Origin of the sequence: Acidocella sp. (assembly GCF_036489515.1) — a bacterium.
Classification (GTDB): Bacteria; Pseudomonadota; Alphaproteobacteria; order Acetobacterales; family Acetobacteraceae; genus Acidocella.
In genome coordinates this window covers 1-12,395 of sequence record NZ_DASXFO010000054.1, presented here as the reverse complement: position 1 = coordinate 12,395, position 12,395 = coordinate 1, and the positions used below count along the sequence as shown (strand labels likewise).

At 61.2% G+C, this 12,395-nt stretch carries 9 protein-coding genes; 6 read left to right on the top strand and 3 right to left on the bottom strand.

The features are described from left to right. Window positions 1-375: 375 nt before the first annotated feature. Complete coding sequence (locus VGG47_RS08470) at window positions 376-762, top strand: PRC-barrel domain-containing protein (RefSeq protein ID WP_331537425.1); 387 nt, start codon at window positions 376-378, stop codon at window positions 760-762. Window positions 763-896: 134 nt separating this feature from the next. On the opposite strand, the gene VGG47_RS08465 is transcribed toward VGG47_RS08470, so the two are convergent. The 3 genes from VGG47_RS08465 to VGG47_RS08455 form a co-directional block, all read right to left on the bottom strand. Further along, window positions 897-2,042 carry a zinc-binding metallopeptidase family protein gene (locus VGG47_RS08465; RefSeq protein ID WP_331537423.1) on the bottom strand — a complete coding sequence of 382 codons (1,146 nt, stop codon included), beginning with the start codon at window positions 2,040-2,042 and terminating at the stop codon, window positions 897-899. Between the two features lie 93 nt (window positions 2,043-2,135). Further along, complete coding sequence (locus VGG47_RS08460) at window positions 2,136-4,097, bottom strand: AsmA family protein (RefSeq protein ID WP_331537421.1); 1,962 nt, start codon at window positions 4,095-4,097, stop codon at window positions 2,136-2,138. A gap of 61 nt (window positions 4,098-4,158) precedes the next feature. Then, window positions 4,159-4,770 carry a DUF4142 domain-containing protein gene (locus VGG47_RS08455; protein WP_331537419.1) on the bottom strand — a complete coding sequence of 204 codons (612 nt, stop codon included), beginning with the start codon at window positions 4,768-4,770 and terminating at the stop codon, window positions 4,159-4,161. 344 nt (window positions 4,771-5,114) lie between these two features. Between VGG47_RS08455 and VGG47_RS08450 the strand changes: the two genes are divergently transcribed. The 5 genes from VGG47_RS08450 to VGG47_RS08430 all read left to right on the top strand — a co-directional run. Further along, window positions 5,115-5,420, top strand: coding sequence for a plasmid stabilization protein (locus VGG47_RS08450; protein WP_331537417.1), 306 nt, complete (start codon window positions 5,115-5,117; stop codon window positions 5,418-5,420). A gap of 139 nt (window positions 5,421-5,559) precedes the next feature. Continuing rightward, window positions 5,560-6,876 (top strand): NRAMP family divalent metal transporter, encoded by a 1,317-nt coding sequence (locus tag VGG47_RS08445; RefSeq protein ID WP_331537415.1) that lies wholly within the window; start codon window positions 5,560-5,562, stop codon window positions 6,874-6,876. Between the two features lie 220 nt (window positions 6,877-7,096). Further along, on the top strand, window positions 7,097-8,587 hold the full coding sequence (locus VGG47_RS08440) for an alpha,alpha-trehalose-phosphate synthase (UDP-forming) (protein WP_408841748.1): 1,491 nt from the start codon (window positions 7,097-7,099) through the stop codon (window positions 8,585-8,587). Between the two features lie 8 nt (window positions 8,588-8,595). Beyond that, on the top strand, window positions 8,596-11,667 hold the full coding sequence (locus VGG47_RS08435; RefSeq protein WP_331537414.1) for an alpha-1,4-glucan--maltose-1-phosphate maltosyltransferase: 3,072 nt from the start codon (window positions 8,596-8,598) through the stop codon (window positions 11,665-11,667). 1 nt (window position 11,668) lies between these two features. Continuing rightward, on the top strand, window positions 11,669-12,395 hold a 727-nt coding region (locus VGG47_RS08430; RefSeq protein ID WP_331537413.1), incomplete at its 3' end, for an alpha-amylase family glycosyl hydrolase.

Below are 12,395 nucleotides of genomic sequence, written 5' to 3'. Positions count from 1 at the left end.
AATGAAGGCTGGGCTGCATTCTCACATGCGCGGACTGCAACGCCGGCCGGAAAAGGTGCGTTCCTTCTTTCAGGCGGCTGATGTCCGATATGCCGCATGACGAAGAGCGTGATACCTATTTGGCGGCCGGGTTAGTAATTTTTCAGCAAGGAAGTGTGGTAAATCGAAATGATCTGCCGCGCGGCACACCGCTTCCGTGCCGCGTGAGAGGACCGCCAGATTCGCGTGCCACGGCTGTCATGCTCACACTCCATGTAGGGATGGTATGCAAGTTTTAATTGGAGGGCGATTTATCTTTGCCCTTTCTGTCCCATCTCCAATACACGATCTCGCTGCATGCGGGAACGCAATCGAAAACACGTTGGAGGAAACAGCATGAGCTACACAACGCCTTCCGGCACAGACCATCACAGTGAGACACCCACAATGATCGCCGCCAGCAAAGTCAACGGCACGAAAGTCTGTAATGCAGCTGGCGAGTCATTGGGTTCGATCCATGACGTGATGCTGGACAAACAAAGCGGGCACGTAACCTATGCGGTTATGTCGTTCGGTGGCTTTCTTGGGATCGGAGAAAAATATCATCCGCTGCCATGGCGCCAGTTGACATATAGCGAAGCGTACGATGCCTATGTCGTGAACTTGGACAAACGGGTTCTAGAGAACGCGCCTTCCTATGGCACCGCCGATGTTCCTGACTGGTCGATCTACGGGCACGACATCGACGAATATTATGGGTCTCGGCAACCGCCGCTGATGTAAGCGGTAAGACCAAAGGAAAGCGGCCGCTTTTTGAAAAAAGCGGCACAAAAACTTTTGGTCTAGCGGGGCCATGGGGCGTTGTCGGCGACAACGCCCATGGCCTAGATTAGCAAAGTTTTTTTGCTTCTTTTTGTTCACAAAAAGAAGCCTTCCTCTCTGCTTACGGCGCCTGGTGGCTGCTTCGGGTCCGCCGCGCCGAACAGGCCGGGTTTGTCCGGCACGGCAGGCTGAGCGCCCGCCTGCACGGTCATATGGATGAATTGCAGTTTTTCGATCACTGCGGGCGAGAGCACGAACGGATACAGATCCGCCAGGCCCATGCTGCGGTTCAGGCTGTTCACGGCAAAGGTCAGCGGGAGCCAGGCCTCGATCAGGCTTTGCGCGTCCGCCGCGTGGTGCGGGTCGAAATCGATATCGGCGTGCAAGACGCGGCTCTTTGTCGCCGTGGGGTGGATTCTCAGGCCGAAGGCGCTGGCGGTCTCCAGCGTGTCGACGATGTGCAGGTAATGCGCCCAGGTTTCGGCAAAATCCTCCCAAGGGTGGACGGCGGCGTAGGCGGTGATGAAGGTCTGGGCCCAATCGGCGGGCGGCCCCTGCTCGTAATGGCGTTGCAAGGCGGCGGCGTAGTCGGTGGAATCGTCGCCGAACGCAGCGCGGCAGGACTCCAAGCGGCCGCCGTTGCCAATCAAAACGTTCCAGAAATAATGCCCGATCTCATGCCGGAAGTGCCCAAGCAACGTACGGTAGGGTTCATGCATCTCAACCCGCGATTGTTCACGCCGCGCATCATCCGCTTCTGCCAGGTTGATGGTGATCAGCCCGTCATCATGGCCGGTGAGGATTTTTGCGCCGTCTCCCGCGTCGGCCAAAAAGTCGAAGGCCAGCCCATGCGCGGGATCGTCCACATAACTCGTCAGTGGCAGGCGCAGCGCGAGAAGGCTGTAAAACAGCCGATGCTTGGCCGTCTCCATGCGCTGCCAGTGCAGCAGGTTGTTGTCCTGGGTGAGGTCGGGAATGGTCCGGTTATACCGGCACGCGGCGCAGAATTCCGTCGTCGCTTCCGCCTGGATCAGCCAGTTGCACGCGTCATGCGTGGCGTTCGCGCAATAGCGGAATTTCTGCATCCGGCCTTTCGCCGGGACGAGTATGCAGCCTTGGGCCTTAAGCGCCACAATCTGCTGTGCCTCGGGCAGATAGCCGAGTTCGTGACCACAGCGGGCGCACCTCCGATTCTCGAAGAACACAGTCTGACCGCATGCCTGGCATTTGAACAGACGCATTATCCCCCTCCACGATGTGTGCCTCACGCGGCATGTAGGACGCCACGGGCCGATTTTCCGCTGAAATCTACGCCACGAGCCCGCCATAGGGCCTCAGCCCGGATTGTGCGGGTGGCCCTGATTGATGCTGGTGATGGTGTCAGCGCACGCATTCTTGTCACCCAGCCCCAGCCGGATGGTCGGGAGCAGCGCCAGCGGCGGGAATAACAGGCCCAGCGCCACAGCCGGCCCGGCCCGGGCTGCCAGGGGACCCGGGGCGGGTAACACGCTCGGGTTCTTCAGGTGGCCGTTGATATTGATCGGCGTCGACAGCGAGCCGATCGAAAAATGCGTTGCTTGGGTGCGCAGCTGCAAGGCGAGTTGTTCATTTGCGAGATTGACCGTACCGGTGCCCAGAATGTTGGCGGCCTTGGTGGCGATCAGGAAAGTTTTGGTGTCGACCATCCCGTTGGTCAGTGCGAAATCCGCGATCAGACAGTGGATCTGGGTCTTTACCGGCACGCCGAGGGCGGACAGCACCGCATCGCCCGCCTGCAGCCCGACTAGGTCGACAAGCAGGGCGCTAACGGAGCCGCCATTTTGCAGAAACAGCGTGGCATGCCCGTCGCCGTCGCTTAGAATCTGCGCCACGGAGTCGCCGGTGCCGGTGAGATAAGCCGACCCGCCGATCGTGCCGCTCCCGGCAAACGCGTGCGTCGCCGCCATCAGCCGGGAAAGCTGCAGGCGGTGGAAATCTATATTTGCCTTGGTGTGCAGGCTGCCTGCCACAGGATCGAGTTCGAAATTGCTCGCGATGGTGCCGGTTCCTACCGCGAAATTCAGCGGATCGATCGTGATCCGGCCATTCTTGACCACCAGATGCACGACGACATTGTCGAGCGGCACATCGCGATTGATGATCTGTTCACCGCGATAGTGCAGGTCGACATCCACGGCATTGAGCACCGGCAAATCGAATTTCGTGTGCGGCAGAAGGTTGGGCCGGGCATTGGCGGCTTCCACCTTGGCGCGGGTGGCAGCGGTCTGGCCTGGCGTGGTTGTTTTGCCCGGCATGGCGCCGAGCAAACCGGCGAGGTCGGTGAGGTCGACGCGGTGCGAGGTGATGTCGGCCGTAACCGTGGGGCGCGGTGAGGTCAGCGCCTCGGTGGCCGTGCCCTCGAGGTCCGAGGAACCCATGTGGCCGTAAAAATGCTCGAAGCGGAACGCCGACTTGGAATAGTCGAGCTTGCCAGTCAGGCTGAAAGGCGGGGTCGCAGGGATCGGGACGCCGGTCAGCTGGTACAGATCAGCCATGTTCTGGCCCGAGAAGGAGAGCCGCAGGTGCGCGCCGGAAAGATGTTCCGGATCATCGAGCGTGCCGGCCAGATGGGCCAGTGTGGTGCCGTTCTGCACTTGTAGGTCGATCGGGTAGGGAAGCGATGGATCGCGCAGCGAGAGCAGGGCACCACCGATGAAGCGGCCGGTGACCGGCGCCGCAGCGTAGGTGCCGTGCGCTTCGGCCACGATCTCGCCGCCGGTAAAAAGTCTATTGCCCACGGGCGCGGGACGTGTCTGCACGGTAAGGTTGAAATCCGTCTTGTAGATCGGCATGATCACCGAGACGGCGCCGTTATTGATGATCAGATTGCCAAATTTTGTTGGATGGGCGTTCGTACCCTGGGTCTGGGCGAAACGCAGCGTGTAGTTGCTGCGCCGATCGGGAAGTTCGCGCACCGCGACCACCGGATGGTCTATCACGATGGTGGTGAGCGAGAGGGTGCGGTGGCGGATATACTCCATCACCGCCACGCTGACGCCGAGCCGGTCGATGGTCGCCAAGGGCGGTGTGTCGGCCGAGAAATTTGTCGGGTTGGCGATCGTGATGCCGCGCGCCGTCACCGTGGTGATGCGACCGAATTTGACGGCGAGGTGCTGCACGCTAACCTTGCGCCCGATCGAGGCAGACGCGTGAGCGTCGATGATCGGGATGAACCAATCCCAATTCCAGAAAATCACCAGCAGCAAAATCACGATTGCCAGTGGAAACAGAATCCAAAGCCAGAATCTGCCGCGCATGCGCCCGCTTCCGTTGTTGCGTGAGTTGCTCCCGCGACCGATCGCGACATGGCGGGCTGTGCTATGCCGAGGTGTTCGCTGCTTGCTTCTGCGCCGTCTCGATCATTTGTAGATGCTCTTGCAGTGTCGGCAACGTCGTGGACGCGAATTTCTTTAGATCAGCATCTGTGCCGTTTTGCGCTTCGGTCTGGAACAGTTTGATCGCCTGTTCATGCGCGCGCCGTTGATCGCGGAGATAAAGCCTATCGAACGAGGCGCCGCCCATTTCCTTCAGCTGGGCCGCCTGCGCGGCCTGCACGTTGGTGACCGAACTGGGAACGGTGACGCCCTTCGTTTGTGCCAGGGAGCTCAACTGTTGGTTGATTCTGGTATGATCGGCGACCATGCGCGCGCCGATTTTCTGAACCGCGGAATCGCCCTTGCTCTGCGCCAGTTGACCCTCCTGCACCTCCGAAAGGCCAGCGGGGGCGGCGGTGTGGATGAATTGCATGTCCTGGGCGCTTAGATGAGTTGAGGCGGCGGCGGCGCCTGTGGTTCCTGCTTGTGCCATGGCGGCCGCCGGCAGAAAAATTGAAACTGCAGCACTCAGCAAGATTTTTCGTAGAGCCCAGGGCCGGACCTTGGCAGCGCTGTTTTCCGGTTTTGAGTTCGTAGCCATTTTTGTATCCTTCACGTGATACTGTTGTCAGGGACCTTCCTTCAAATATGTCGGTTGGGTGGACTCCATCAGACAGAACGGCACGTCGTATGCCCGCGGCGCGAATGCAAGCCGAAAAGGCGATGAGTCCATCGTTTAATGCAATGATTATAATCAGCCGCCAGAGTGTCCGCCGCGGCCAAAAGAGAATGGTAAGCGTGAGAGTTTAGATTTTTTAATGTGAAAACAATTTTTTTAATTCCGTAAAGAAACCAAATAAGTTCAAAGAATTGGAATTAGCCGTCAAAACGACTTCTCAAGCGGCCGGTCGAACCGCCGCTGGAGACGCACGTACTTTGTCGAATGATAAGGAGGACGCTATGCCGAGAGGTGACAAAGGCAAGTATACCGCCAAGCAAAAGCGCAAAGCTGAACATATCGAAGAAAGTTATGAAAATCGCGGCGTCCCGGAACAGGAAGCCGAACGGCGCGCTTGGGCCACTGTGAATAAGGATGACGGCGGCGGAAAGCAGCCTGGAGGGTCCGGACAGAATAAGCACACAGGCCATCCGGCAGCTCATAAGGGCGGAAAGTTGGGGGGAAAAGCCTCAGCCGCCCGCCCGGCCGCGAGCCGCTCCGCCGCGGCAAAGAAAGCGGCGGATACAAGTTCAAGACATCCATCGTAGAACACAGACCGCATCAGGCACATGGTGCTTTGGGGCGAATTATGAAGGTGGAACCCGTCGTGGATGCGCCAGAATCGGATCAGATCGCCTAGAGCGCAGCATCCTGCGTTTTCATGCTGAGTAAAATGGTGATTGTGGAATGATTTACCGCGACGAAGTTCCCGTGATGGCAGCCCGCATCGCCCGGCGCAGGGCCACCCGCCACACGGCACAAAAGGGGCTGCTCGGCCGGCTTGGCCCGGGGCTGATCACCGGCGCTTCCGACGATGACCCGAGCGGCATCGCCACCTACTCCCAGACTGGGGCGCAATTTGGCTACGCGATGTGCTGGGTGGTGCTGTTTTGCTTCCCGCTGATGGCAGCGATCCAGGAGATCAGCGCGCGCGTGGGGCGGGTTACCGGGCGCGGCATTGCCGGCAACATCCGCGCGCACTACCCACGCTGGCTGCTTTACGTCATCGTCGGGCTGTTGCTGCTCGCGAATACGATCAATCTGGGAGCCGATCTCGGCGCGATGGCCGCGGCACTGAAGCTGCTGGTGGGCGGACGTGCAGGTCTCTATGTGGTGGGCTTTGCTGTTGGTTGCGCTGTGCTTGAGGTATTTTCGCGCTATCAACACTACGTTGCTTTCCTGAAATGGGGCAGCTTCGTGCTGCTCGCCTACGTGGCCGTTGCGCTCGCCATCCACGTGCCCTGGGGGCATGTCCTCTATCGCATCGTCGTGCCGAACTTTTCGCTAAAGACAGACTACGTCGTCACCGTGGTCGCCGTGCTGGGAACGACGATCACGCCTTACTGCTTCTTCTGGCAATCCTCGCAGGAGGTGGAGGACGAGCGCGTAGATCCTACGGCCTACCCGCTCATCGACGCGCCAGAGCAGGCACCGGTCGAGATTTCGCGGATGCGGTTCGATACCTATGTCGGAATGGGCTATTCCAACGTGATTAGCCTGTTCATTATCATCGCCACGGCGGCGACGTTGAACGCGCAAGGCATCACCAACATCCAGACTTCAGCCCAGGCCGCCGAGGCGCTGCGGCCGATCGCCGGGGTGTTCACGTTCGCTTTGTTCGCTGCGGGCATCATCGGCATCGGTCTGCTCGCGGTCCCGGTGCTCGCGGCCTCCAGCGCCTATGCGCTCGGCGAAACGCTCGGCTGGACCACCGGCCTTGATCGCAAGCCGCGTGACGCCAAGGCGTTCTATGGCATGATCGCGCTGTCCACCGTTATCGGTATCTGCATCAATTTTGTTGGTCTGGACCCGATCAAGGCGCTATTTTGGTCGGCGGTCATCAATGGCGTCGTCGCGGTTCCGCTGATGGCAATTCTCATGCTGATGGCGATGCGCCGCGACGTCATGGACCGCTTTGTGCTGCCGAGAGCGCTGCAGGTCATGGGGTGGTTGTGCACGGGAGCGATGGCAGCGGCAGTGGTGATCATGTTTGCGACATGGTGAGGCCATCTAGCGGCTTGTCTGCATCTGAAAACGCAGTCTCATGTCGATATCAAAATTGAGAACAGGCGAGCGAGTGGTCGGGAACGAAGTTCTCTTTCCCTGGCAAAAATGACGGATTCAAAATAATAAATTCATGTGTCGGCGGTACAAGATCGCAGTGGTTATTGAAAATCAGTAACAAATCGGCCGCAGAGTTGAACCGGTCGGAAAGGGGCCAATCTTGGATCGTATGGTCCTCGTGAACGCCCGCCCGTCAGATATAAAAGACGGCGCTCAGCCCAAGTTGTTTTCCTCGAGCGTGCCTGTCGCCGGGCCCCCGTCCTGGGCTGAGGCGGGGGCAGGGCGTGTGGTGATCGTCTCCAACCGTGTGCCCGCGTCGAGTGAGCAGGGGGCGACGGCGGGTGGCCTGGCGGTGGCGCTGGCGGATGCCACGACCAAGGGGGCGATGTGGTTCGGATGGAGCGGCTATCGTGCCGAGGAAACCTCGGCCGAAGCCAACATCGTGCTCTCCGAGGCCGGCGTCACCTACGCCACGATCGACATCGCCGAGCGTGACTACCAGCGCTTTTACAACGGCTTCGCCAATGGCGCGCTGTGGCCGCTGTTGCATTCCCGCACCGGCCTGCTGCGCTTCAACCGCCCGGATTACGAGGCCTACCGCGCCGTCAACCGCGCCTTCGCCCGGGCGCTGCTGCCGCTGTTGCGACCCGACGATCTTGTCTGGATTCACGACTACCAGCTGATGACCATGGGCGAGGAGCTGCGGGCGCTCGGGGTGGAAAACCGCATCGGCTTTTTTCTGCACGTGCCGTTCGTGCCGCCCTCCTTCCTGCAGGTGCTGCCGTCCGCCGACGAGCTAATCGCGGCCCTGTCCGCCTGCGACGTGATCGGCTTGCAGACCAGCGCCGACGCGGACATGTTTCTGCAGAACGTCACCGAATCGCTTGGCGTGCACCCGCAGCGTAGCGGGCGCTATGCCTATCATGGGCGCGAGGTCGCCGTGGTCACCACGCCGATCGGCATCGATGCCATGAAATTCGCCCGCCTGGCCGAGCGTGCCGAGTTAGCGCCGGAGACGGTGCGGCTGCATGAAAGCCTGGGCGGTCGCAAGCTGGTGCTGGGTGTGGACCGGCTGGATTATTCCAAAGGGCTGCCGCTGCGTTTCGACGCGTTCGGGCGGCTGCTCTATGCTTATCCACAGCACCGCCGTGTCGTGAATTACCTGCAGATCGCCGCGCGGTCGCGCCAGGAGGTCGGCTCGTACCAGTCGCTGCGCCGCGAGCTCGACCGCCTCGCCGGGGACATCAACGGCGAGTTCTCCGATTTCGACTGGGTGCCGCTGCGCTATATGACGCATCCGGTGAACCGCAACGCCCTCGCCGGCTTCTATCGCCGCGCCCATATCGGCCTGGTGACGCCGCTGCGCGACGGGATGAACCTGGTGGCGAAGGAATACATCGCCGCCCAGGACCCGGAAGATCCTGGCGTGCTGGTGCTCTCGCGCTTCGCCGGGGCCGCCGACGAGCTGACCGAAGCGCTGATCGTCAACCCGGTCGACGCCGACGAGGTCGCGGCCGCGATCCATCAGGGGCTGGTGATGAGCCTGGAGGAACGGCGCGCACGCCATGACGCGCTGTTCCGGAAAGTTTGCCACACCACGGCGTGGCGCTTCTGCGAGACCTTCCTCGCCCATCTCCGGGCCCGGCCCTGAGGTTCGACATGATGGATGCCGCGTCCCCCCATGACCGCCGCGCCATTGCCCGAGCTGGTCGCGCTGCTGTCGAAATCACGCCGGCCAGCGCGCCGGATGCGCGCAAGCCTGGGGCGCTGCCCACCGCTGTGGCCGAGCATCGTGCTCCCGCCATCCTGCGCGTCGCGCATGCGGCGGAGATTACTGACGCCGCGACGCTGGGCGGTAATTTTCTGCTCCTGGCCGATGATGCATTGCTGGATCCGGCACGGGCTGCCGGGCTGGGGCTGCTGCGAGAGATTTCCGTGGACCGTGCCGCACCTGGCGACGCGTTGCTCGAGGAACATCCCGACTGGTTCGTGCACGGCAAGCGGGGCCCCGTCTTTCGCCATTTGTCCGACACTGATGCCACAGTGGACTGGTGGGAGGCGGAGCTGGCACGGCTGTTGGACGCTGGTTATGCCGGCTTCTATTGCCGCGACGCGCATCTGACGGCCCCGGCAGTCTGGGCACGGTTGCGCGGCGCGGCGCGGCGCCCGGACATAATGTTCATCGCCGAATGCTTCGGGGCCACGCCAGCGGAAATTTTGGACCTGTCCGGCCTGGGGTTTGATTTCGTCGTCTCCTCGTCCTGTTGGTGGGATTTTTCCCAGTCCTGGCTGAATGAGGATGCCGCGCGTATTTCCCCCATCGGCCCCGCGATCGCCTGGGCGGCCCCGCCCGGCACCACCGGCTGGACAAGAACCGCCGCGATCCGCGCGCTGCGTTTCGCCGCGACTTATGCGCCGGGCTGGCTGGTCGAGGCGCGTTTTTTGTCTTCTCCCGGGGACGATCTCCGTGCCGAAGTTGCCAGGCTGAACGCGCTGCGTCACGCGCGCCGCGAATTGCGCGCCGAGGTCCCGGCGAAACTCCGCTCCTCGCCGGGGGCGCGGCTCGCGGTGCTGGAGCGCCGTGGCTTCATCATCACCGCCAATGCTTCGCTGGAACACGAGGTCACGCAGCCTGGAGCGGCGATTTTGCCCGTGCTGGGCGCGGCGCGGCTTCAGACCCTCGGCGAAACCGCGGCGGAGATAACCCCGGACGGCGCGGTGACGCTCGCCCCCGGCGGCGTATGCTTTTTCACCCGCGCCGAGCCGGAGCCGGTGGTGCTGCCACCGGCGGAAAATCCCGATTGCCGCGCGCCGCGCATCGCCATCGAGGCCATTACGCCGCAGGTCGACAACGGACGCTACCCGGTCCGCCATACGGTCGGGGAGCTGGTCACGATCGAGGCTGACCTCATCGCCGACGGGCACGGCAAGCTGGCCGGTGAAGTTCTGGTCCGCCCCGCCGACGAGGGGAAAACGCAGGCCTATCCGCTGATGCTGATCGCCAATGACCGATGGCGCGCTTTGGTGCCGTTGGAACGTATGGGGCGTTATGTCTACACCGTCTCCGCCTGGCAGGATGCTTTTGCGAGCTTCGCCCACGAAGTGCGGGAGAAACACGCCGCCGGGGTCCCGACTCGGCTTGAGCTGCAGGAAGGCTTGGCGCTGGTGGCAGAGGCGGCGCCAGGACATGACTCGCTGAGCGCCATGCTGGCGCGGCTGCAGGACCTCCCTGAGGACGAGCTGCGTACGATGTTGCTGAGCGACATGATGGTGGCGCGGATGCGCCAAGCGGCGCCGCGGAAATTCCTGGTGACATCACACGAGATCATCGTCGACGCGGAACGGCGCAGTGCGTCCTTCGCCAGTTGGTACGAGATTTTTCCGCGCAGCCAGAGCGGCGATCCGGCCCGTCATGGCACGTTCAAAGACGTGATCGGCCAGTTGCCGCGCATCGCGGCGATGAATTTTGACGTGCTGTATTTCCCGCCGATCCATCCCATAGGCGAAATCAACCGCAAGGGCCGCAATAATGCGCTGCAGGCCGGGCCGAGCGATCCGGGCAGCCCGTACGCCATCGGCAGCAAAGAGGGCGGCCATGATGCGCTGCATCCGGAACTTGGCACCGTGCATGATTTCCGTGCGCTGGTCGCGGCGGCGAAGGATCATGGGCTGGAAGTGGCACTGGATTTCGCAATCCAATGCGCGCCGGACCACCCATGGGTAACCGAACATCCAGAATGGTTCGACTGGCGACCGGACGGCTCGCTGCGCTATGCGGAAAATCCGCCTAAAAAATATGAGGACATCGTCAATGTCGATTTCTACACTGAAGGCGCGCAACCTTCGCTGTGGATCGCGCTGCGGGACGTCGTGCAGTTCTGGGTGGATCAGGGCATCAGGTTGTTCCGTGTCGATAATCCGCACACGAAACCCTTTCCGTTCTGGGAGTGGATGATCGCCGACATCCGTGCGCGCCATCCCGACACGGTGTTTCTCGCCGAAGCCTTCACCCGGCCAAAAGTGATGTACCGGTTGGCAAAAATCGGCTTCTCGCAATCCTATACCTACTTCACCTGGCGTAACACCAAGACGGAGATCCAGGATTACCTGACCGAACTCACGACCACGGCGCCCAAAGATTTCTTCCGGCCACATTTTTTCGTTAACACGCCTGATATCAACCCGGTGTTCCTGCAGACCTCCGGCCGCGGCGGATTTTTGATCCGCGCCGCGCTGGCGACGACTCTCTCGGGACTTTGGGGCATGTATAACGGATTCGAGTTGTGTGAGGCGCAACCGGTGCCGGGCAAGGAGGAATATCTCAACTCGGAAAAATATGAAATCAAGGCCTGGGATTGCGATCGGAAGGGCAATATTGTCGCGGAAATCTCGCAGCTCAACCGCATCCGCAGAGCCAATGCCGCGCTGCATTCGCACCTGAATGTCGAGTTCCTGCCCTGCGATAATCCGCAGGTCGTGTATTTCCGCAAATTCGCAAGCGACGGCAACACGCTTCTCATCGCGATCAGCCTGGACCCGCTCAACGTTCAGGACGCGACCATTGAGTTGCCGCTCTGGCGCTTGGGCCTGCCGGATAACGGCATGCTCGCGGCCGAAGATCTGATGCGTGCGCAAAAATTCGTCTGGTCCGGGAAGTTTCAGCCGGTCCGTCTCAACCCGTTCGAACAGCCTTTCTGTATTTGGCGCGTCACATCAGCTGATCAGGGATGACATGAAACACCGTCCGGAGATCACCACAGTCGATGACCCGCATTGGTATAAAGATGCGGTGATCTATCAGCTCCATGTCAAATCATTCTACGATTCAACCAATGACGGCGTCGGCAATTTTCCGGGGCTTACGAGCAAGCTCGATTACATCGCCGGTCTCGGCGTCAACGCGATCTGGCTGCTGCCCTTCTACCCCTCACCGCACCCCGATGACGGCTACGACATTGCCGATTACCGCAACGTGCATCCGGAATACGGCGCGATGGCGGATGTGAAGCGCTTCATCCATGAGGCGCACCGCCGCGGCATCCGCGTCATCACCGAGCTGGTGGTGAACCACACCTCCGATCAGCATCCGTGGTTTCAACGCGCGCGCCGCGCCAAGCCTGGTTCGGCGGCGCGCGATTTTTATGTCTGGTCCGACAGCGACCAGACATATGCCGGCACGCGCATCATTTTCGCCGATACGGAAAAATCAAACTGGAGCTGGGACGAGACGGCCGGCGCCTTTTACTGGCACCGCTTCTTCGCGCACCAGCCGGACCTGAATTTCGACAACCCGCGCGTGTTGAAAGAGGTGCTGAACATCATGCGCTTCTGGCTCGATCTCGGCGTGGACGGGCTGCGGCTCGACGCCGTGCCCTATCTGATCGAGCGCGACGGCACCAACAACGAGAACCTGCCCGAAACCCACGCGGTGCTGAAAACCATCCGCGCCGCGCTCGACG

Excerpts from the sequence above, each read along its gene's own strand:
- VGG47_RS08470 (WP_331537425.1), top strand. The coding sequence starts at position 376 with ATGAGCTACACAACGCCTTCCGGCACAGACCATCACAGTGAGACACCC.
- VGG47_RS08435 (WP_331537414.1), top strand. The coding sequence starts at position 8,596 with ATGATGGATGCCGCGTCCCCCCATGACCGCCGCGCCATTGCCCGAGCT.
- VGG47_RS08460 (WP_331537421.1), bottom strand. The coding sequence starts at position 4,097 with ATGCGCGGCAGATTCTGGCTTTGGATTCTGTTTCCACTGGCAATCGTG.
- VGG47_RS08445 (WP_331537415.1), top strand. The coding sequence starts at position 5,560 with ATGATTTACCGCGACGAAGTTCCCGTGATGGCAGCCCGCATCGCCCGG.
- VGG47_RS08465 (WP_331537423.1), bottom strand. The coding sequence starts at position 2,042 with ATGCGTCTGTTCAAATGCCAGGCATGCGGTCAGACTGTGTTCTTCGAG.
- VGG47_RS08450 (WP_331537417.1), top strand. The coding sequence starts at position 5,115 with ATGCCGAGAGGTGACAAAGGCAAGTATACCGCCAAGCAAAAGCGCAAA.